At 35.0% G+C, this 22,944-nt stretch carries 22 protein-coding genes and 1 pseudogene; 19 read left to right on the forward strand and 4 right to left on the reverse strand.

Annotated elements, in window-relative coordinates:
- Window positions 1–150 precede the first annotated feature (150 nt).
- The gene (pncB, locus tag A9G38_RS05515) at window positions 151–1,344 is read right to left on the reverse strand and encodes a nicotinate phosphoribosyltransferase (protein WP_034911503.1); all 1,194 of its coding nucleotides are present in this window, start codon (window positions 1,342–1,344) and stop codon (window positions 151–153) included.
- Window positions 1,345–1,502: 158 nt separating this feature from the next.
- On the opposite strand from pncB, the gene pepN reads away from it, so the two are divergent.
- Window positions 1,503–4,136: an aminopeptidase N gene (gene pepN, locus A9G38_RS05520; protein WP_034911498.1), complete on the forward strand. Its 2,634-nt coding sequence runs from the start codon at window positions 1,503–1,505 to the stop codon at window positions 4,134–4,136.
- A gap of 129 nt (window positions 4,137–4,265) precedes the next feature.
- The gene (locus A9G38_RS05525) at window positions 4,266–4,595 is read left to right on the forward strand and encodes a rhodanese-like domain-containing protein (protein WP_034911495.1); all 330 of its coding nucleotides are present in this window, start codon (window positions 4,266–4,268) and stop codon (window positions 4,593–4,595) included.
- Window positions 4,596–4,644: 49 nt separating this feature from the next.
- Here the strand turns inward: A9G38_RS05525 and A9G38_RS05530 are convergent, their stop codons facing one another.
- Window positions 4,645–5,493: a MetQ/NlpA family ABC transporter substrate-binding protein gene (locus tag A9G38_RS05530; RefSeq protein WP_051634204.1), complete on the reverse strand. Its 849-nt coding sequence runs from the start codon at window positions 5,491–5,493 to the stop codon at window positions 4,645–4,647.
- A gap of 269 nt (window positions 5,494–5,762) precedes the next feature.
- Here A9G38_RS05530 and A9G38_RS05535 point away from each other — a divergent pair, with 269 nt between their 5' ends.
- From A9G38_RS05535 to citG, 15 genes are all read left to right on the forward strand, one after another.
- The gene (locus A9G38_RS05535; protein WP_034911491.1) at window positions 5,763–6,821 is read left to right on the forward strand and encodes a methionine ABC transporter ATP-binding protein; all 1,059 of its coding nucleotides are present in this window, start codon (window positions 5,763–5,765) and stop codon (window positions 6,819–6,821) included.
- Between the two features lie 85 nt (window positions 6,822–6,906).
- Window positions 6,907–7,506 (forward strand): methionine ABC transporter permease, encoded by a 600-nt coding sequence (locus tag A9G38_RS05540; protein ID WP_370738298.1) that lies wholly within the window; start codon window positions 6,907–6,909, stop codon window positions 7,504–7,506.
- A gap of 287 nt (window positions 7,507–7,793) precedes the next feature.
- The gene (mlaF, locus tag A9G38_RS05545; protein ID WP_034911487.1) at window positions 7,794–8,609 is read left to right on the forward strand and encodes a phospholipid ABC transporter ATP-binding protein MlaF; all 816 of its coding nucleotides are present in this window, start codon (window positions 7,794–7,796) and stop codon (window positions 8,607–8,609) included.
- On the forward strand, window positions 8,609–9,388 hold the full coding sequence (gene mlaE / locus A9G38_RS05550) for a lipid asymmetry maintenance ABC transporter permease subunit MlaE (protein WP_141671397.1): 780 nt from the start codon (window positions 8,609–8,611) through the stop codon (window positions 9,386–9,388). The genes mlaF and mlaE overlap by 1 nt, the downstream gene beginning before the upstream one ends.
- Window positions 9,389–9,399: 11 nt before the next feature.
- A complete protein-coding gene (mlaD, locus tag A9G38_RS05555; protein WP_034911480.1) occupies window positions 9,400–9,984 on the forward strand; it encodes an outer membrane lipid asymmetry maintenance protein MlaD in 585 nt (194 codons plus the stop codon).
- 14 nt (window positions 9,985–9,998) lie between these two features.
- On the forward strand, window positions 9,999–10,643 hold the full coding sequence (gene mlaC, locus A9G38_RS05560) for a phospholipid-binding protein MlaC (RefSeq protein ID WP_034911477.1): 645 nt from the start codon (window positions 9,999–10,001) through the stop codon (window positions 10,641–10,643).
- 5 nt (window positions 10,644–10,648) lie between these two features.
- Complete coding sequence (locus tag A9G38_RS05565) at window positions 10,649–10,921, forward strand: STAS domain-containing protein (RefSeq protein WP_034911474.1); 273 nt, start codon at window positions 10,649–10,651, stop codon at window positions 10,919–10,921.
- Between the two features lie 93 nt (window positions 10,922–11,014).
- Complete coding sequence (locus A9G38_RS05570) at window positions 11,015–11,272, forward strand: BolA family protein (RefSeq protein ID WP_034911469.1); 258 nt, start codon at window positions 11,015–11,017, stop codon at window positions 11,270–11,272.
- Window positions 11,273–11,368: 96 nt separating this feature from the next.
- The gene (gene prlC / locus A9G38_RS05575; RefSeq protein WP_034911466.1) at window positions 11,369–13,396 is read left to right on the forward strand and encodes an oligopeptidase A; all 2,028 of its coding nucleotides are present in this window, start codon (window positions 11,369–11,371) and stop codon (window positions 13,394–13,396) included.
- Window positions 13,383–14,114: a class I SAM-dependent methyltransferase gene (locus A9G38_RS05580; protein ID WP_034911462.1), complete on the forward strand. Its 732-nt coding sequence runs from the start codon at window positions 13,383–13,385 to the stop codon at window positions 14,112–14,114. The genes prlC and A9G38_RS05580 overlap by 14 nt, the downstream gene beginning before the upstream one ends.
- 21 nt (window positions 14,115–14,135) lie before the next feature.
- The gene (rsuA, locus tag A9G38_RS05585; protein WP_034911459.1) at window positions 14,136–14,825 is read left to right on the forward strand and encodes a 16S rRNA pseudouridine(516) synthase RsuA; all 690 of its coding nucleotides are present in this window, start codon (window positions 14,136–14,138) and stop codon (window positions 14,823–14,825) included.
- 128 nt (window positions 14,826–14,953) lie between these two features.
- The gene (locus A9G38_RS05590; RefSeq protein ID WP_051634202.1) at window positions 14,954–16,195 is read left to right on the forward strand and encodes a Bcr/CflA family multidrug efflux MFS transporter; all 1,242 of its coding nucleotides are present in this window, start codon (window positions 14,954–14,956) and stop codon (window positions 16,193–16,195) included.
- Window positions 16,196–16,200: 5 nt separating this feature from the next.
- On the forward strand, window positions 16,201–16,722 hold the full coding sequence (locus A9G38_RS05595; protein WP_034911455.1) for a gamma carbonic anhydrase family protein: 522 nt from the start codon (window positions 16,201–16,203) through the stop codon (window positions 16,720–16,722).
- A 105-nt stretch (window positions 16,723–16,827) separates the two neighbouring features.
- Window positions 16,828–19,851: a DNA translocase FtsK 4TM domain-containing protein gene (locus A9G38_RS12815; RefSeq protein WP_034911452.1), complete on the forward strand. Its 3,024-nt coding sequence runs from the start codon at window positions 16,828–16,830 to the stop codon at window positions 19,849–19,851.
- 99 nt (window positions 19,852–19,950) lie between these two features.
- On the forward strand, window positions 19,951–20,844 hold the full coding sequence (gene citG / locus A9G38_RS05605; RefSeq protein WP_065623168.1) for a triphosphoribosyl-dephospho-CoA synthase CitG: 894 nt from the start codon (window positions 19,951–19,953) through the stop codon (window positions 20,842–20,844).
- Between the two features lie 139 nt (window positions 20,845–20,983).
- Here citG and A9G38_RS05610 read toward each other — a convergent pair whose 3' ends face one another.
- Window positions 20,984–22,126, reverse strand: coding sequence for an AAA family ATPase (locus A9G38_RS05610; RefSeq protein WP_034911448.1), 1,143 nt, complete (start codon window positions 22,124–22,126; stop codon window positions 20,984–20,986).
- Window positions 22,123–22,326: pseudogene (locus tag A9G38_RS12820) on the reverse strand (RNA ligase family protein); the annotation flags it as partial. The pseudogene A9G38_RS12820 and the gene A9G38_RS05610, both read right to left, overlap by 4 nt.
- 75 nt (window positions 22,327–22,401) lie before the next feature.
- Here A9G38_RS12820 and A9G38_RS05615 point away from each other — a divergent pair.
- On the forward strand, window positions 22,402–22,701 hold the full coding sequence (locus A9G38_RS05615; protein WP_034885636.1) for an IS3 family transposase: 300 nt from the start codon (window positions 22,402–22,404) through the stop codon (window positions 22,699–22,701).
- Window positions 22,702–22,826: 125 nt separating this feature from the next.
- Window positions 22,827–22,944, forward strand: a 118-nt coding sequence (locus tag A9G38_RS12825) for an IS3 family transposase (protein WP_442902855.1), incomplete at its 3' end; no start/stop codon positions are given.

Genomic DNA, 22,944 nt, shown 5'->3' on the forward strand with positions numbered 1-22,944 from the left:
TCTCTACATTAATTTGTTTAAGTAATATTTAAAGTAATACAGATATATTCTAAAGACTATCCCATAACGAAATGGAATTCTTGAATAACTTGTTTCTTATTACTAATTTTTAGTTTCTAATATTAATAATAAGTTAAACATGAATTATTATCATTGTTTAACACTAAAAGTTCGTTTTAATTCATCAATAAAATCTAAATCCTGAGATATCGTTTTACCTGGACTATCTGATAGTTTAGCCACAGATTGATTATTACATTCCGTTAATTTAAGCACAATGTTCAATGCTTTGGTATTGGCATCTTTAGATGGAATATCACAAGCTAAAAAACCGCCGACGCCAAAAGATAATTTTACGCGATGATTAAAATGTTGATAGATTTTAATCGCCTTGTCAAAATTTAAGCTATCAGAAAAAACCAAAAGTTTAGTTTGTGGATCTATGCCCAATTGCTGATAATGAGCAATTGCTTTTTCACCCCATTGAATTGAATCACCTGAATCATGACGAAGCCCTTGATAATGAGAAGCAAAATGCAAATCAAAATCACGTAAAAATGCATCCATTGTAATACAATCTGTTAATGCTATTCCTAAGTCATGAGGATATTCATCTAACCAAACTTGAAGAGCATTTCTTTGGCAATCTTGAAGATTAGCACTTAAACGTTGATGAGCTTGAAACCACTCGTGTGCTTGGGTTCCAACAGGAGTAAGCCCTAAACGATAAGCCAGTAAATAATTGCTAGTACTATGAAAGTTATGAAAGTGTGTTTTCAAATAACTGACAACTGCCTCTTGCACCGCAAACGAATAACGCCTACGCGTACCAAAATCCATTAAATTAAAGCCCGACATATCCATATTAGCTGTTTTTTCATTAAACAACGCCAATTTATCTTTTAGCCGAGCTAGTGCCTCAGAAACTCCAATATTAGGTGAACGATCTTTATGAACAATTTCACTGATAACGGCAAGTAATGGCACTTCCCATAGAATAACATCTAGCCATTTACCTTCAATTGTAATAGAAAGCACTCCATCTTCATTTTTTATAGTTAGCAAATCACTATTGAAACGCCATTTTTTAAGCCAATTTAAATAGTCAGATTTAAAAAAGGAAATATTTGATAAATAGTTAAATTCATCATCAGACAGCGCTAATGATTCCATTAATTTCACTTGATGTATTATTTCATCAACATATTGTCCTAATAAATCATCACTACGACAACGAAACTGCGCAACAACAGTTACCTCTGGGTAGTAATGAAATACAGCCTGCTGCATATGCAACTTATAAGCATCAGTATCTAATATTGATGTAATTATTGCTGATAACATGTAAATTTAGTGCTATTGCTTTAAATAAAAATTTCAAAGATTATAGCAGAATAATAATGAAGATATAGATTAATTATGTAATAAGATTGTTTTTAATCAGCTATAATATCAACCAATATAAAATATAAATTGATTTCAAACCAAAAGGTCATAACAACATGAATACAAAAACACCTGAATCGCAGCCTATTGCCAAAAATCGTCTTGATTATAAATCCCCCGATTTTACCATTACCGACATCGATCTTGATTTTGATTTAGCTCCCGAAATAACAACCGTCACAGCTCGTAGCCGTGTTATTAAGAAAAATAATGAAGTGGACAATTTAATTTTAGATGGTGAAGATCTTAAATTGATTTCTGTTAATATTGACGAACAACCATGGCATGATTATCAGCTCACAAAAGCTGGTTTAATCATTCAGCGTGTTCCAGCAGAATTTACATTAACGATTGTTAACGAAATCAAACCAATTGACAATACAGCACTTGAAGGATTATATGTATCAGGCGAAGCGCTCTGTACTCAATGTGAAGCAGAAGGATTCCGCCATATTACCTATTATCTTGACAGACCTGACGTTCTTGCTCGCTTTTCAACACGTATTACCGCGAATAAACAACATTATCCTTATCTACTTTCGAACGGTAATCGCATAGCGCAAGGCGAACTTGCAGATGGACGTCATTGGGTACAATGGCAAGATCCTTTTCCAAAACCGGCTTACTTATTTGCATTAGTTGCTGGTGATTTTGATATTTTAAAAGATCAGTTTATCACGCAATCAAAACGGAAAGTTGATTTAGAAATTTACGTTGATAAAGGTAATTTAGATCGTTCGCAGTGGGCTATGACAAGCTTAAAAAATGCCATGCGTTGGGACGAAACACGCTTTGGGCTTGAATACGACTTAGATATCTTTATGATTGTAGCGGTTGATTTTTTCAATATGGGAGCAATGGAAAACAAAGGATTAAATATCTTTAATTCAAAATATGTGCTTGCCAAGCCACAAACAGCAACAGATGATGACTATCTAGGTATTGAAGGTGTAATTGGTCATGAATATTTTCACAACTGGACTGGTAATCGGGTAACCTGTCGCGACTGGTTCCAACTTAGTTTAAAAGAAGGATTAACTGTATTTCGAGATCAGGAATTTAGCGCTGATATGGGATCTCGTGCAGTAAAACGCATTGAGGATGTCAAACTTTTGCGCACCGTTCAATTTGCCGAAGATGCTAGTCCAATGTCTCACCCTATTCGGCCTGAACAAGTAATAGAAATGAATAACTTTTACACAGTCACCGTGTACGAAAAAGGCGCTGAAGTTATTCGAATGATGCATACTTTATTAGGAGAAGATAAATTCCAAGCAGGGATGAAACTTTATTTTAAACGCCATGATGGTAGTGCCGCAACTTGTGATGATTTTGTTGCAGCCATGCAAGATGCCTCAGGTATCGATTTAACTCAATTTAAATTATGGTATAGCCAATCAGGAACACCTGAATTAACCGTTACCGATAATTATGACGAGAAAAATCAACAATATACTTTAACAGTAGAACAATATACGCCAGCTACTCAAGATCAAGCACAAAAACAGGCTTTGCATATCCCACTTGATATCGAGTTATATCAACATAATGGTGAAATAATTCCACTGCAATACCAAGGCAAATCTGTTCACCATGTTTTAAATTTAACACAAAACAAACAACAATTTATCTTTGATAACGTAACTCAAAAACCGATTATTTCAGTATTACGTGATTTTTCAGCACCTGTTAAGTTAACTTATGATTATCAAGATAATGATCTTATTTTCTTAATGCAACACGCTACTAACGCATTTAGCCGTTACGATGCAGCTCAAATGTTATTAGCAAAATATGTTCGCTTGAATGTGAAAAATTATCAAGAAAATCAAAATTTAATGTTGCCTGATTCAGTATTAGATGCATTTAGAGCCGTATTGTTATCAGAAAAAACTGACCCTGTCCTTATTGCACAAATATTAACCTTGCCATCTGAAAACGAGTTGGCGAATTTATTTACTGTGGTTGATCCAATCGCAATTCATCAAGTGCGTCTATTTTTGTTAACGCATTTTGCAAACGAACTTTATGATGAATTATTAGCCGTTTATCACCACAATAAAACGTCACAATATCAAATTAAACATAATGACATTGCTAAGCGGTCACTTAAAAACTGTTGTTTAACTTTATTAGCTCATGCCGATGATAATTCGCACGCCAATACATTGGTTAACCAACAATATTATCAAGCAAATAATATGACTGATTGTTTAGCCGCCTTGAGTGTTGCTGTAAAAGCTGAACTTGATTGTCGAACTGAGTTATTGGCTAACTTTGATGACAAATGGCATCAAGATGGACTTGTTATGGACAAATGGTTAGCACTAAACGCAACAAGCCCAGAAAAGAATGTTCTTGCTACCGTGAAAAAATTATTAACTCACCGCTCATTTACACTCAGTAACCCAAATCGGATTCGTGCATTAATTGGAGCATTTGTAAATAATAACCCTGTGGCATTTCACGCTGAAGATGGCAGTGGTTATCAATTTTTAGTTGAAATTCTCACTGAGTTAAACCAAAAAAATCCGCAAGTTGCAGCAAGGCTTATCGATCCTCTAATTCGATTAAAACGTTACGACAAAAATCGTCAACAGCAGATGCAAAAAGCACTTGAGGCATTGCTAAAAATTGAAAATTTATCTAAAGATTTATTTGAAAAAATTAACAAGGCACTAGAAGCCTAAATAGGAAATAGCATTCTGCAATATCGTTGTAGGATGCTATTAATAAATTTAAAATTGAAGTTGAAATTTTATACTAAAACGTATAGTTTCCTGAAACTTTTTTACAAGCGCTTTAATAAGTTTTAAATAATGACAATAAAAGAAATCACTCCCATAGAACTTGCACAAAAATTAAATCAGCAAGATAATCTATTTCTACTCGATGTACGAGAACCCAATGAAATAGCCATTTGCAGTATTGGCAACGCAACTCATATTCCAATGAATATGATCCCTTTATATCTAGATAAAATCCCAGATGAAATCGATATTGTTATTTATTGTCATCACGGCAGACGTAGCCTAACTGTTGCTCATTATTTAGCAGAAAACGGTTTTGATCCTAACTTTCTCTATAATCTTACAGGAGGGATTGATGCTTGGGCGCTAACAATTGATAAACAGATGGCACGATACTAAAATGCCCGTTATCAAACGGGCTTTTCTTCATTACTTTACCTTGCTATGCTTATTCTTGAGGCATCACCCAATAACCATTTTGGTTATGCGTTTTCATATAATCTTTAAATTGTTGAGATTGATAAATACGCTTCACATCTTGAGCCCATCGACTATTTTCGTTTCCTTCATTCACTACAACCATAATTTCCAAATCAGGAATGATGGTTTCAGAAAGTAATGCTTTGTTCGAGTCAATATTAGCAGAATAAACAATGCTACCTGGAATTACCGCAAAATCTAATTCATTAAGCACTCTAGGAATATTGGCCGAATCCATTTCAATAATTTCAATACCTGCAATATTTTGAGCAATATCATTTTTACTAACAATAATAGGATTTGTATTATTTTTTAATTTTATCCAACCAGCTTTTTCAAGTAGATTATATGAACGAGCTGCATTAGAAGCATCTTGTGGAATAGCAACTTTTGCTCCTGAAAAAACTTGCGTTAATGAGGTGAACTTATTTGAAAATATTGTCGCAGGTACCGATGGTACATGCACAACCGATTTTAAATTTGCTTTACGCTGGGCATTAAACACATTCATATAAGCTGTGTGCTGTGCAACGGTTAAATCAATACTACCTTCACTTAAAGCTACGTCTGATTCAAGTAAATGCGGAAAATTCACTAATTTAACCTTATAACCCTCTGATTCAAGTATGGGTTTAACAGCATCATTAAAAAGATCGTTATATGGACCTGGTGATACGCCCATGCTAATTTCTTTTTTTGTCTGATTATCGACTGGTTTAGACGAATTATCACAACCAATAGTCAAAAATGCTAAACTAGCAACTAAAACGACTGATATGTATTTAAATATTTTTTGTTTGATAAACGCATTTTTCATTTCAGCTATCCTCTATAAGCTATAAGCATTAAATACACTCTAACACAGAAAAAAGCATTCATTTATTCCAAGTAATTCTATCTTATAACTATATGGAATAAGATATAAAAAACGATTATTAGAGCAACAATTTAACCTGTGATACCGTTAGATATATCAATTATTGTCAATCGTTGAATATGCAATATAAACACCTGCAATAAATGATTCAGCCAAATTGCCTAAGCAAGCACTTATTCAACTAGAACAAAATAAATAGGTGATGAACAATGATTAAATTTGAACATGTCTCAAAACAATATGAAAGAAATGGCGTCACAACACAAGCTTTAAACGATATTAATTTAACCATCAGTAAAGGTGATATTTACGGCATTATTGGTTACAGCGGTGCAGGTAAAAGTACCTTAGTGCGCTTAATTAACTTTCTTGAAAAACCAACACAAGGCAATGTCATTATTCAAAATAAACTGTTAAATCAATTATCTAGTACTGAATTACGTCAAACTCGCCAAAAAATTGGTATGATTTTTCAGCATTTTAATTTGCTTGAATCAAAAAACGTATTTGAAAATATTGCTATTCCTTTAATTTTAATCAAAAAAGATAAACATTCGATTAAACAAAAAGTCTATGAACTTTTGGAATTTGTTGGATTAAGTGATAAAGCTAACAGCTATCCCAAAGAGCTTTCTGGTGGGCAAAAACAGCGCATTGGTATCGCCCGAGCATTAGCCAACGATCCTGATATTTTACTATGTGATGAAGCAACTTCAGCACTTGATCCACAAACCACTCAAGCTATTTTAGATTTAATCAAAAAAATCAATGAAAAATATAAAATAACAGTCGTGTTAATCACTCACGAAATGCATGTAATTGAACAAATTTGCCATAAAGTTGCAGTAATGGAAAAAGGCAAGATTATAGAACAAGGTAACGTACTTGACGTATTTGGACAACCAAAACACCAAACTACTCAAAATTTTGTTAGCTCAGTGATCAACAATCAAATTCCAAATGGTGTTGTCGAAAATTTGTTAGAAATAGAAGGTAAAAAAGAAAATATTAAATTATTTAAGCTCGAATTCTTAGGACGATCTGCGTCAGAACCCGTGATGAATTCACTTATACTGCAACAAAAAGTTATCGTCAATATTTTGTTTGCCCATATGTCAGAAATCGAAAAAACGGTTTTAGGTAGTATGTTTGTTCAACTAAAAGGTAACGATAGTAATATCAAAGAATCAGTACATTACTTACGTGAGCGCGGTGTGCAAGTCACTGAAATTAAACATTGGGAGATGAGTAAAAATGGAAATATTTAATACTATAATTGACTATTTGGCCTCTTGCTTTGCAACATCAGTAACCACTGAACAATTTGTTCAAGCATCCTATGACACCCTAATTATGGTAGTTTTCTCCTTAATTTTAGGTTCATTAATCGGAATTCCACTTGGTATTTGCTTAGTTACAACAAGACCTTATGGACTATTAGAAAATCGTCGAGTGTTTCGTATTATCAACCCGATTATTAATATAGTTCGCTCATTGCCTTTTATTATTTTATTAGTTGCTATCCAACCTTTAACAAAGGTCATTGTAAATAGCTCTATTGGCACTATAGCAGCGATTGTTCCGTTAACATTTTATGTTGCTCCTTACATTGCTAGATTAGTTGAAAATTCATTACTTGACGTGAATAGTGGTATTATTGAAGCGGCTCAATCAATGGGAGCGACGCCAATACAAATTATTTGGTATTTTATGTTACCAGAGGCATTTAGCTCTTTAATTTTAACGCTTACAACTGCTACTATAGGTTTAATTGGTGCTACAGCGATGGCTGGTGCTATTGGTGCTGGCGGTATTGGCGATTTAGCTGTGTCATACGGTTATCAACGTTTTGATAATACTGTTACTTATATCTGCGTGGTGATATTAGTTATTGCTATACAATTTATTCAAAGCACTGGTAATTATTTAGCTCGTAAAGCACGGCATGAATAAAACACATAATCACTTTTAGTTATGCATGATCAGTAAAAAATGGGGGGAGCTAAAATATAACTTTCCCCATTTATTATTTAGAAAAATAGCCTTAATTATCTTTTATCTCTCTAATAAGATATTTTACGTAAAACCTCTGTTTGTCTATAAAAATCAGCCATCGAGTATAAAAACTATTTATTGAGCAGTTATACACAAATAGGCAACACGTTTAATTGATTTCTTTATTTACAAATATCAAGTAAAATAAGCAAAATTTTGCCATTCTAGAAATCTAGGAAATCAATGTGACAAACGCATTACAACAAAATTTGGTTGAAATTCACGATATGTCTTTTTATCGTGGAACAAGGCCTATTTATAAAAATATGAGTTTGAATGTCCCGAAAGGAAAAGTGACAGCAATCATGGGACCTTCAGGAATTGGTAAAACCACACTACTAAGGCTCATTGGTGGTCAATTAAAACCCCAGTCAGGAAAAATTTTATTCGATGGTGAAGACATTCCAAGCATGTCTCGCTCCCGACTTTATGAAGTACGCAAACGCATTAGCATGTTATTTCAATCGGGAGCTTTATTTACCGATCTAACTGTGTTTGATAATGTTGCTTACCCACTACGTGAGCACTTCAAATTACCTGAACCTATATTGCATAATTTAGTCTTAATGAAATTACAAGCTGTTGGTTTACGTGGTGCAGCTCAAATGATGCCATCGGAACTATCTGGTGGTATGGCAAGGCGAGTAGCATTAGCTAGAGCCATTGCGCTTGATCCCGATTTAATTATGTTTGATGAACCTTTTGCTGGGCAAGATCCTATATCCATGGGTGTTATTGTTAAACTGATATCTGAAATAAACCAATCATTAGGATTAACCTGTATCGTTGTTAGCCATGACGTGACCGAAGTGCTCAGTATTGCAGATTATGCTTACATTGTAGCCGAACAACATATTATTGCAGGTGGTACATCACAACAATTACGTGATAATGATGATTTACGAGTAAAACAATTCCTTGACGGGTTGGCTGATGGTCCAGTACCTTTTCATTATCCTGCTGAAGATTACAAATTAGACCTAAGCAGAGGTACAAAATAATGTTAAATTTACTGGCAAAATTAGGACAATGGTTTATTGATATCATTGCGATGATTGGTCGTTCTGGTGTGATGCTCTTTAGGGCATTAATTGGTAAGCCACAATTTAATAAACAATTCCCATTACTCATTAAGCAATTTTATTTTGTTGGTGTACAATCACTCACTATTATTATTGTTTCTGGTCTTTTTATTGGCATGGTTTTGGCCTTACAAGGTTATTTTATTCTGACCACTTTTGGTGCTGAAGCCAGCCTTGGAATGATGGTAGCCCTTGCTCTACTTCGTGAGTTAGGTCCTGTTGTTGCTGGTTTGCTGTTTGCAGGTCGTGCTGGCTCTGCATTAACGGCTGAAATCGGCTTAATGAAAGCAACTGAGCAACTATCAAGTATGGAAATGATGGCAATTGATCCATTACGACGTATTATTGCACCTCGTTTTTGGGCTGGTTTTTTCAGTATGCCATTTTTAACTGCAATTTTTGTTACCGTTGGTATTTTAGGTGGTGTTATTGTAGGTGTTGATTGGAAAGGTATTGATGCGGGCTTTTTTTGGTCATCTATTCAAAGTAATGTTGATTGGTGGCATGATCTAGGTAACTGTTTTGTAAAAAGCTTTGCATTTGCCATTGCTAGCACTTGGATTGCTCTTTTCAATGGTTATGATTGTGTACCAACATCAGAAGGAATTAGTCGAGCAACAACAAGCACTGTTGTTTATTCATCATTAGTAATTTTGGGGTTAGATTTTATTTTAACCGCATTAATGTTTAGTCATTGAGGTCATTAAACATGAGTCGTAAAGTTGAAATCACAGTTGGATTATTTATGGTACTGGTCATTTGCTCGGTACTTTTTTTATGTTTTCGTGTAACTGATCCAACATCATTTGCTAGTCATAATTCATATCGAGTTTATGCTGTATTTGATAATATTGGCGGACTAAAAGCACGCTCTCCAATCAAAATCGGTGGCGTTGTGATTGGTCGAGTCAGTAATATAACTCTAAAATCATCAGATCTTGATGTATATAAACCCTATGTAACAATAGATATTGATGCACAATACAATCAAATTCCAGTTTCAAGTTCGCTTTCAATTAAAACATCAGGTTTATTAGGTGAACAATTTATTGATATTAACTTTGGACTTGATAAAAGTACTGAATTAGAACTTGATTCATTGGATAGCGAAGGTACAAGCAACAACTTGCCAACAAATAATCATGAACCAGCTTATTTTCATGATGGTTTTGTAATATACAACACTAAACCAGCAATGGTTATTGAAGACTTAATTGGTCAATTCCTTTATAGTACTGGAGGTTCGACCGATAAAGATAAGAAACAAGATACACAAGATATAAATGAAAATTAAGGAGTTTTGTTACTATGTTAACCAAATTTAAACACACTATTTTTTTTGCATTAGCTTTAATATTTAGTGCTAATGCGTTTGCTGAAAATGATCCTTATAAAGAGATGGAAGTGTCTGCTAATAAGATTTTCAGCACCATGAATGCACAATCTGCGACATTAAAATCAAACCCAAACAAACTAAAAGAGATCGTAAGAACAGAATTATTACCTTATGTACAAGTAAAGTATGCTGGCGCATTAATTTTAGGTAATTATTATAAAAGTGCTACAGATGCGCAACGTAAAGCTTATTTCGCTGCTTTTGAAAACTATTTAGTACAAACTTTTGCTCAAGCATTATCTATGTATAATGGCCAAACTTATCAGGTTGAATCGCCAAAAGATTTAACAGGGAAAACGCTTATCTCTATTCGTGTTTTATTAAACCAACCTAATAAAAACCAACAACCATTACGTATTGATTTCCAATGGCGTAAAAACTCTGTCACTGGCGAATGGAAAGCTTATGATTTAGTTGCAGAAGGCGTCAGCATGATCACCACCAAGCAAAATGAATGGTCAACAATTTTACGCCAAGATGGTATTGACGCATTAACTAAACAATTAACTGATCTTTCAAATCGCAATATTGACCCAAACGCTAAACCCAAAGGCTAGCCATAATGTCGCAAATAAAAACAGAAAAACAACAAGAAATATTGTCTTTACAGGGTGAACTTGATGTTCACTCTTTAAATGATTTGTGGTCAACACAAAATACTATTTTAAATGGTGTAAAATGCATTGATGTTGCGCAACTTACTCGGGTTGATTCTTCAGGGCTCGCAACTTTAATTTATTTTTGCAATAAATATCATGTAAAGCTCAAAGGTATTAATCCTCAGCTACAAACATTAATTACATTGTATGATCTACAACCTGTAATTAATATTTAAAAAATGTTAAGTTTTATACTGAAACACATAGTTACCTGAAACTTTTTAACAAAAAATATCCCCCATAATTTACATTAATGATGAGTATGAATAATGGATAAACAAGAAATTATAGACAAATTAAAAAATTCGCTTGAACTTGATGATGTACATGTCCTAACCGATGATGGAAGCCATTTCCAAGTTATTGCTGTAGGAGAATTATTTGCCGATTTAAATCGAGTGAAAAAACAACAAGCAATCTATGCCCCTTTGGCTGAATTTATTAATGATAACCGTATTCATGCGCTTTCTATAAAGACTTATACCCCCACTGAATGGCAACGTGAACGCAAACTTATGGGGTTATAACCATTTCTTAGCATGATAATCCCTTGAATTAATTGTTTTCGCCACCATATTATGTTGTATCAATAGACAACACCATTTGTATAAAGGTATCGCTACATGACTAATCCATTATTAACAGATGCACCATTACCCCTTTTTTCACAAATTAAACCCGAACATGTTTTGCCTGCTATACAAGAAACTTTAAAAAACTGCAGAAATACCATTGAAGCAGTATTAAAGCAAAATAGCCAATATACTTGGGATAACTTAATTCAACCAATTGATGAAGCAGACGAAAAATTTGGACGAGCTTGGTCTCCAGTTAGTCATCTTAACTCAGTTAAAAATAGCCCTGAATTACGTGAAGCTTATGAAGCTTGTCTGCCATTACTATCTGAATATAGTACATGGGTTGGGCAACATAAACCTTTATATCAAGCTTATAAGCAACTCAAAGAAAGCGAACAATATGCTACTTTAACCAAAGCACAGAAAAAAGTGGTTGATAATGCACTACGTGATTTTGAATTATCTGGAATTGGCTTACCCGATGACAAACAGAAACGTTATGGTGAAATTGTCGCAAAATTATCAGAATTATCCTCAAAATATAGTAACAATGTGCTCGATGCCACCATGGGATGGTCAAAATTAATTACCGATATCAAAGAACTATCTGGCATGCCTGAAAGTGCGCTTTCTGCCGCAAAAGAACAGGCTAAATTAAAAGATAAAGAGGGTTGGTTACTAACCTTAGATATACCAAGTTATCTTCCCGTCATGACCTACTGTGATAATCGTGATTTACGATTTGAACTTTACCAAGCCTATAATACTCGTGCGTCAGATCAAGGACCAAACGCAGGTAAGTGGGATAACACTGAAATTATCAAACAAATCTTAACGCTTCGTAATGAGCTTGCACTATTACTAGGCTTCGATAATTATGCTAATAAATCACTAGCAACAAAAATGGCAAGCTCAACCGCTCAAGTCATTGAGTTTTTAAACAATTTAGCAACTAAGGCTAAACCTCAAGGTGAAAAAGAGTTAGCAGATCTTAAACGTTATGCTTATGAGTTTTTTGGCGCAAGTGACATCAAACCATGGGATATAGCTTATTATAGTGAAAAGCAAAAACAGCATTTGTACGCTATCAACGATGAAGAATTGCGCCCTTATTTCCCTCAACAACGAGTTATTAATGGTTTATTTGAAGTAGTGCATCGCATTTTTGGTATTACAGCCAAAGAGCGACAAGGCGTTGAAGTTTGGGATCCTGAAGTTAAATTTTATGATCTCTTTGCCGCAAATGGTGAGTTAAAAGGTAGTTTCTATCTTGATTTATATGCACGTGAACATAAGCGTGGCGGCGCTTGGATGGATGATTGTATTGGTCGTATGCGTTTTGCTGATGGTCATGTACAAAAACCCGTTGCCTATTTAACTTGTAACTTCAATCGCCCTGTTGGTGATAAACCAGCACTATTTACACACGACGAAGTCACAACCCTTTTCCATGAATTTGGTCATGGTTTACACCACATGTTAACCGAAATTGATACTTCATCAGTTTCTGGTATTAATGGGGTGCCATGGGATGCTGTTGAATTACCAAGTCAATTTTTAGAAAACTGGTGTTGGCAGCCTGAAGCGCTTGCATTCATATCTGGGCATTATCAAACTGGTGAACCGTTACCAACTGATATGTTAGAAAAGATGCTAGATGCTAAAAACTATCAAGCAGCACTATTTATTTTACGCCAATTGGAATTTGGTCTTTTTGACTTTAAATTACATACACAAAAAGATCCTGATATTTTAAATACATTGGCTGAAATAAGAAAGCAAGTTGCCGTTGTTCCTACCGTTGAATGGGGAAGATTTCCACACGCATTTAGCCATATCTTTGCTGGTGGTTATGCTGCAGGTTATTATAGCTATTTATGGGCAGAAGTATTATCCGCTGATGCATTTTCACGTTTTGAAGAAGAAGGTATTTTCAACGCTAAAACAGGCAATGCATTTCTTGATAACATCTTGTCACAGGGTGGTAGCGATGAGCCTATGACATTATTTAAAAACTTCCGAGGCCGCGAACCTCAACTTGAAGCATTACTTCGTCATTATGGTATCCACTAATTCTAACTTTGCTCAGCTAAAATTATTAGCTGAGCAGTGGTTATCCACACATGCTGATCTTCCATTCGCTCTTGTTACCCAAAACAATCAACTTGAGTTACAAAAAACTGACGAACCAAAACTAGGGGCAATATGCGTAAACTTTGTTTCTGGAACAATGGCTCATCGTCGCCAATTTGGTGGTGGACGTGGCGAAGCGATTGCTAAAGCAGTAGGTATCAAAGGCGAGTATTTACCTACAGTTCTTGATACCACAGCAGGGCTTGGTCGAGATGCATTTGTTTTAGCATCAATCGGTTGCCATGTCACTATGTTTGAAAGGCATCCTGTTGTTGCTGCATTGCTAGAAGATGGCTTGCAGCGTGCCTACCAAGATCCCAAAATCGGTAGTTGGCTTGAGCAACATTTACGTTTAATTTATCATTCAAGCATTGAGGGATTGAGCACTTACCCTGAAAAACCTGATGTTATTTATCTCGATCCAATGTTTCCACATCGACAAAAAAGTGCGCTTGTCAAAAAAGAGATGCGCATTTTTCAACAATTAGTGGGCAGTGATAATGATGCAGATAGCTTATTAGAACCAGCAAGAAAATTAGCAAAAAAACGGATCGTAGTGAAAAGACCCGATTATGCACCGTTTTTAGCCAATCAAAAACCGACGGCCGAAATTAAAACTAAAAATCACCGTTTTGATATATATACACCTCTAGAGTAATACAAGGATATTGTTTAAATTATGCGATTAGATAAATTTCTCGCTCATCACTTAGGCGCTAGCCGCACTATTGTAACCAAAGAACTCAAAGCTAAAAAAGTGACTGTCGATGGTGAAATTATAAAATCAGGTGCTTACCAGTTATTACCCAAGCAAGTGGTTGAGTATGATGGTTATGAAATCATACCCGTAACCAATAATCGTTACTTTATGCTTAATAAACCTCAAGGTTATGTCTGTTCGACTGATGATCCTGACCACCCTACTATACTTTATTTTATTGATGAACCAATGCCTGAAAAATTGCATGCAGCAGGTAGACTTGATCTTGATACTACAGGACTTGTTCTACTTACTGACGATGGTAAGTGGTCACACCGTATTACATCACCCAAACATCATTGCGAAAAAGTCTATGCCGTCACGGTTGAACAGCCATTATATATTGAACTGATTGATATATTTAAAAATGGTATCCAATTAAAAAATGAGAAATCACTTACCAAACCAGCGAAATTAAATATTATTGATGACTTTCACGCTGAATTAACTATTAGTGAAGGACGATATCATCAAGTTAAACGCATGTTTGCAGCAGTCAATAACCATGTTGTTGAATTGCATCGCAAACAAATAGGTAAGGTAATTCTTGATATACCTGAAGGTGAATATCGACCACTTTCACAAGATGAAATCGACTCGTTTAATTGACACATATAATTTACATTAATCTTAATAGCAACTTTCCATTTAGATAAATGAATATTTTTTAAATAATTTTATCTCATTTATATGACATATTTTTAGGTGCATTTTAAAAAATTTGAAGGAAGTATGACGTGCCAACTCAAGATTGTTTAAGTGATATTAAAATTTCCAAACAAGCGCTTATTTTTATCCTTGGATTACTTTCTATGTTGATGCCTTTATCCATAGATATGTATTTACCTAGTATGCCAACGATTGCACGCGACTTTAATGTAACCGATGGCACGGTACAGCTAACAATTAGTTGCTATTTATTAGGATTTTCTGTTGGACAACTTTTATTTGGACCACTCACAGATAGTTATGGGCGTCGTAATGTTCTCATTTTGGGTCTAATTATTTTTATAGTTGCGGCGTTAAGCTGTGGTATTGCCAACAATATTAATCAATTAATTACAGCTCGCTTTTTCCATGGCATTGCGGCAGCGGCTACAGCAATAGTCATTAATGCGTTAATGAAAGATATTTATCGTGATCGTGACGAATTTTCTAAAATGATGTCGTTTGTCATGCTGATATCCAACGTAGCACCATTACTCGCACCAATTATTGGTGGATTTATTTTATATTGGTTTAATTGGCAAGCCAATTTCTACACTATCAGCCTAATTGCTTTGACTTGCTTTGGTCTAGTGATCGCATTTATTCCTGAAACATTAGCAAAAACAAAACGCAATAAATTTAGTTTAATTCGTATTTTAAGTAATTTTATTACACTGTTCAGGCATCGCCAAGTATTAACTTATATGATGTTAGGTGCATTTTCTGGAGCTGGATTATTTTCATTTTTAAGCTTAGGACCTTTTGTATATATGAATCTACACGGTGTTGCATCAACTAATTTTGGCTACTACTTTGCATTCAATATAATAGTTATGGTGTTTATGAATACATTAAATAGCCGTTTTGTTAAACATGTTGGCTCGATTAAAATGATGCAGTTCGGTCTTTTGGTCCAATTTGTTATGGCAATAGGCCTTACCATCGTAACATTATTTAATCTCGGATTTGCCTATCTTGTTATTTGCATTGCAGGATATATTGGTTGTATGTCAACCATTGGTGGAAATAGTATGGCAATTGTTTTAGACTTTTATCCCTATATTGCAGGTACAGCCTCATCTCTTGCCGGTACAATTCGTTTTGCAATCGCTGGAGCAATAGGCATATTATTATCATTATTGGTATCAACGCCAACTGCGCAATCCATAACGATCAATAATACAACAGAGTGGCTAATGGTTGGCTCTATGGTGTTATGTAATTTTATTTCTGTGAGCTTATTTTTGAGTGTCAAAAATAATAAAAGGTAATAATTATGATCTATCAACTAGGTGATTTACATCCACAAATTCATCAAAATTGTTTTATCGCAAAATCTGCTGATATCATTGGTGATGTCGTTTTACAAGAGGGTGTTTCTATTTGGTTCAACGCTGTTTTACGCGGTGATATTGCTCCCATACATATTGGTAAAAATAGCAATGTGCAAGATAACACTACCATCCATATTGAAACAGATATCCCTTGCATTATTGGCGAGAATGTCACTATTGGGCATAATGTTATCCTACATAGTTGCACCATTGAAGATAATGTATTAATTGGTATGGGTAGTACTATATTAAACAATGCCAAAATTGCAAAAAATTGCCTTGTTGGCGCCAACTCGTTAGTAACACATACCATACCTTATGAAGAAGGTTGTTTAATTATGGGATCACCCGCAAAAATTATCCGCAAATTAACTAAAGCTGAAATTACAGCAAATATCACTAATGCACAACGATATGTACAAAATGGTATAAGATTTAAAACTAGCCTACTTCCTGTTGCATAATAACCCAACAATAAATTGCGTTTTAAACGGTATTGGCTCTGTGAGCAAGCACAATTTATGATAAAATGCCAGCTATTTTAATAGCAATAATTTTTAGGTACTTGTTTGAAAAAGCCCAAAATTACAAAAAAACAGATCATCGCTCAATTGATCCTACTAACAATAATAGGTTTATCTGTTTGTTTATTTCTATCGCAGTTCAGTTACGATCCATCCGATCCAGGTTGGTCTCGTACAGCTTGGCACTATCCTATTAGTAATTTTGGCGGTTATATTGGCGCATACATCTGTGACGTTCTGTTTCAATTTTTAGGCTTTATTGCTTATAGCCTACCTTTTATCGCTATTTTTATTTGTTTACAGTCAATCGTTTATTTTTATAAACATGCTAATGATCCTATAAACTACTTTAGTCTTTCATTTCGGATTATTGGTGTGTTAGCATTTATATTTAGTGCTACAGGATTTTTTACTTTAAATATTGCTGATTCTGAACAATTTGAAGCGGGCGGTTATTTAGGTGCGATAGTCATCGAAAGCCTTTTACCAATTATAGATAGCATTACTTTATCCTTAATTCTTCTTGGAACTTGCTTGGCCTGTGTCACATTATTAACTGGATTATCATGGTTAAATCTAATTGAAAAATTAGGTGCTTTTGTCATGATTTTACTACTACCGATTAGATGGTTAATTAAGCCTCGCACAGCTAATAAACTTAAACAACCAGATCCACTAAACGAAAAACCAATAGCACAGACTAATGAGGAAATAAAAGATCCTCAATTTACAATACCTTTTGATACAAAACTAGATAAAAAATCAGATGATGATACCAATATCATTCCAACATCAAATACTATCTTTAGTGTTGAAACAACTCAAAATCAGACTGCAAATACCATCATATCGTCTGACGATAAAACAATCTCAATAAAAACAACCGATGAATTAATCAAATCATCCCACAAAGATACTCAAGTACCACAGTCAACAACAGTGCCTCTAACAAGTGATAATCCACAAAATAAAGAGCTCGATCCTAACGAGATTTTATCTCGCCTTGAATCAATTATTCAAAACATGAATGGAAACAAAGCTACTCCAGAGCAAGAGCAAACCTTGTCTTCATCAATAGAACAAATAAAACAGGTAATACAAACACAAAAATCAGAAGAAAAACTACCATTCGATGAACCAGAAAAATACACAATTTCAGATGCACCAAGTAAACCACTGTTTACATCAGTACACAACGAACCCAAAATTAATTTTACTAATGAACAAACACCGTTTGAATCATCCATCAACTTTTCAGCTATAGAAACAACTGAAACCAAACAACCATTTATTCAAGAACCACAGGTTATTACAAGTACAAAAGACACTGCATCTATAGAAGTTACACAAAACATAACAGATACAAAGACTGAAACTGAAATAAAAGAAGTGAAAACAGACGTAGAGCAACTAGAATATGTTGACACTGAAGCTCTAAAAAAAGCAAATCCAATTATTGATGATATCTATCCTGAAGAAGATCGTGTTGAAGATATTCAACATAATCATTTCAATGAAAATGACGAAGATAGCTTAATTCATCCGTTATTAAGACGTAATGATAAACCGTTACCTAAACCGACTACGCCACTACCGTCACTGAACTTATTAACTGCGCCACCAACAGCTCGAATCGAAGTCGATCATGGTGCCTTAAACGCAATGTCGGAACTGATTGAAAAAAGTTTATCGGATTATCGAGTTAAGGCAAAAGTGGTTGATTATTTACCGGGACCGGTGATTACTCGATTTGAAATTGAACTTGCACCGGGTATCAAAGCGGCACGAATTTCAACGCTAGATCGTGACTTAGCACGATCATTATCAATGCCATCGGTTCGTGTAGTTGAAGTTATTCCGGGAAAACCTTATGTAGGTATTGAATTGCCCAATAAAAATCGTCAAACAGTCTATTTTAGAGAAGTCTTAGACAGCCCTCAATTTAAAGATGCTCAATCGCCGTTAACTGTCGTATTAGGAAAAGATATCGCTGGGCAATCAGTGGTTGCTGATCTTGCTAAAATGCCTCATTTACTTGTTGCTGGTACTACTGGCTCGGGTAAATCAGTTGGTGTTAATGCGATGATTTTAAGCATTTTATATAAATCGCAACCTGAAGATGTCAGGTTTATTATGATTGACCCCAAAATGCTAGAGTTATCTATTTATGAAGGAATACCACATTTATTAACACAAGTGGTTACTGATATGAAAGATGCCGCTAATGCATTAAATTGGTGTGTTAACGAAATGGAACGACGCTATCGTCTAATGTCAGCATTAGGTGTGCGTAATATTGCTGGTTATAACGAAAAAATAAAACTAGCAGAACAAATGGGCAGACCAATTCCCGATCCACTTTGGAAACCAACTGATAGTATGGATCTTAATATGCCAACACTCGAAAAATTACCCTATATTGTGGTCATGGTCGATGAGTTTGCTGATTTGATTATGGCTGTCGGTAAAAAAGTCGAAGAACTAATTGCACGGCTTGCTCAAAAAGCGCGAGCAGCAGGTATTCATCTAGTCTTAGCCACACAACGTCCATCGGTGGATGTCATTACAGGCTTAATCAAAGCGAATATACCAACTCGTATCGCTTTTACAGTATCAAGCAAAATTGATTCTCGCACTATTTTAGATCAAATGGGAGCAGAATCATTACTTGGTATGGGAGATATGCTTTATTTAGCCCCTAATAGCTCCATTCCAATTCGTGTTCACGGTGCATTTGTGCGTGATGAAGAAGTGCACGCCGTTGTGCAAGATTGGAAAGCACGTGGCACACCAAAATACGTTGAAAATGTCACAGTTGCGACCGATGATAGCGAAAATGGCAATTCCAACTCGTCAGATGAAGAACTCGATCCATTATTTGACCAAGTTGTTGCTTTTGTCATAGAAACACGAAGAGCTTCTATCTCTAGCGTACAACGAAAATTTAGAATTGGCTACAACCGAGCAGCCCGAATTGTCGAACAAATGGAAGTAGAAGGCATTATTAGCGCCCCAAGCCATAATGGAAATCGGGAAGTACTAGCTGTATCAACACATAACGATTATTAGTTTTATCACACACCAATCCATTTAAAAGAGTGGCTTGGTGTTTACATCATAGCATCATGCAAATTAATTAAATCGAATCCCTATAGGTAACCAATAGTAATGAGTGATTATTCTCAGCAAGTAGCATTATTAGAATTACAACTCAATAATGACCCTAACCGATGTTTACCTGCGCAATTAGCAACTAAAGCATTAATCAAAGAAATTTGCTTATCACCAAAACCCGGATTAGTTGATATGAATAATAGTGGAGCACATCGTGATATGGATTTCCAAACCTTTATTCAAAGTATTAGTGCTATTTGTGTCTGGTTTGAACGTTTCTACCAATATGGTAGAATATCAGCTTTGCATAAAAATCAACTTTTTTTAGCTGGCATTAGACCAATTGGTATTAATTGCGAACAAGCGATGTTTAAAGCCACCAATCAAGTTAATACTCATAAAGGCGGGATATTTGCCTTTGGTTTGCTGCTCGGCGCTATTGGCAAGTTAGAGCAATTAAACTTACCAATCAATATACAAAGCATTTGTAACGAAGTTTCATCCATTTGCCAAGGCATTGTTCAAAGCGAGCTAAAACAAAATAATCTAACAAATTCTGTTGGTGAAAAGCTATTTAAACTCCATAACCTTACAGGAGCAAGAGGAGAAGCAGAATCAGGTTATGCAACAGTTAGAAATATCTCACTGCCTATCTTTCAACAAATGCAAAAGAACGGCTATGATGAAGAAACTTGCTTATTACAAGCGATGTTACATTTACTTGCTTTTAATCAAGACACTAATGTAGTTTCACGAGGTGGACTTGATGGCTTGACCTTTGTCCAAGAACAATCGAAAAAACTCATCAAACAAGGTGGCGTAATCAATCCAAAAGTACGAGAAAATTTATATCATCTTGACAGTGAATTAATAAAACGTAATTTAAGCCCTGGTGGATCGGCGGATTTAATTGCGATTACTTGGTTTTTGTCTCAATATAATGGATAAAACAAGACAATAAAAAGATAAGATTTATTGATATAAAAAGTAATTAAAAATAACAGAATTTAATATTTAACACTATTCTCCAATTAATTTTGGGGCTTTAATATCGGCCCCAATTAATATAACCAAAGATGAGTAATAATTATTGATTAATAAAATAACTCACCTTATGTGCTTCAGTCGGTAATGGAACTTCCCATTTATTTAATAACCGCTGAATTGCTTTATTTGGCAACGTAGTATCTCGTGCTGAATTACGGCGATACAACTCTTTTTCTGGTTGTTCAAGATAGACAATTTCCACATTCGCATGATAAGCATAAAGCAAATCGAGTGCTTTTTGACGCATTTCTTGCGATAAGTGGGTCGCATTCCAAATAAAAGGTTGTTTTGTTCTTAACCACTGTTTAACCTTTGCTAACACAAACTGAATAACCAGCCCTTCGTTTTCACCGTGCTTTAGTTTTAGCTCAGATCTAGCATCATCATAAGAAGCAACATCCCATGTTGGATAATGTTTACTCACCCAACTATTTTTACCCGATGCAGGTAAACCAGCTAGCATAATCACCTTAGATCCTTCTTGAGGATATAATGCATAATCTGGTAATACATTACTACCTCGAAAATATTGGATACGAGTATAATCATCAACAAATTGACGAGGGTGATATAAACACCCTTCTTCAAGTGCCAATTGCCTAAAGAGTTCAACTTCATCAAGCGCTCGGCGTTTATCAGCACAAATACGACCTTCCATATCTGCTTTAGCTTGCAAACACAACATCCAAATAGGCAATTGCCACGATAAGCGGTGAATTAAATATTCGGGTGATTTATTTCTTTCCTCATCACTTAAAGCAAAAAAAGGCACTTGATGTACACTAATAATTCGGCAGATTTGTTCCCGCAAATCAAATGGCACCCCCATTCGCCATAATAATATACGACTACGGATCTCGCCTTTTTTGGAATGCCTTGGTTGTGTAATTTTACCTGTCAACTCATCTATAACGGTGGTTTCTGGCTTAGCGATATCATGTAATAAAGCAGTCATAAATAATACAAACTGCTCATCTTCTGTTGCATTGGTAAACTCTTCTTGCGTTAATAATGCACGCACAACCATTTGCGTATGAACCCAAACGTTCCCCTCTCCATGATGCGAGGGATCTTGTGGCGTTATTATCAAACTATTCAATTCAGGAATACAGGTTAACCATGGGCTAAAATCATCTGTTGCCAACGTACTTGCTATTTGTTGTTTTAGTACTTGGTAATTCATAATTTACCCCCTTTTAGGCATCCATTATTCCAATTTACTGTTAATTGAGGTGTATATAACTCAACACCTTGAGCCAACTGGTTTGGAATAAAAGGCTGTTCACTATGGTGTTGCCCTGCATCTAAAATCGCCTGAACAAAATCCTGCCTAACCCATTTTAAGCGATCAATGGTTTGTTCTTCCGATTCGATTTTAAGATATGGATCGGCTACACTAAATCATACAACTTTTTTAAGGGGTAAGGTAAACTTATCACAACTAAAAAAGGAACAAATATGAATAAGATTAAACGCAAAAGACGAACATTCACAGATGATTTTAAACACCAAATGGTCAGTCTTTATCAACATGGTAAATCACGTAGTGAAATCGTTGCCGAATATGATTTGACACCATCAGCTTTGGACCGTTGGATAACGCAAGCAAGCCAAAGCGGCTCATTTAAAACAAAAGATAATCGCAGTCCACAAGAACAAGAGTTAATCGCATTGCGTAAAGAGCTTAAACAACTCCGTATGGAAAACGATATTTTAAAGCAAGCAGCACTGATAATAGGACGAAAATCGCTATCCTAAAAGCAAATCGACATCGTTATAGCATAACAAAGCTATGTCAATATTTAGGATTATCAAGACATTATGCTTATTATCAGTGTAAATTGAATAGACAAAAATCAGTAGGGCTTTATGCCAATAAAATCGTGACGCTATTTAATCAGAGCTATCAGTCTTATGGTACAAGACGAATTCGTTTTGATTTACAGAAAGAGAATATTTGGGTGTCACGCCGTTACATTGCTCGGGTGATGAAAGCCTTAT

It is taken from the genome of Gilliamella sp. Imp1-1 (assembly GCF_001690415.1).
In the GTDB taxonomy this organism is placed as follows: Bacteria; Pseudomonadota; Gammaproteobacteria; order Enterobacterales; family Orbaceae; genus Gilliamella; species Gilliamella bombi.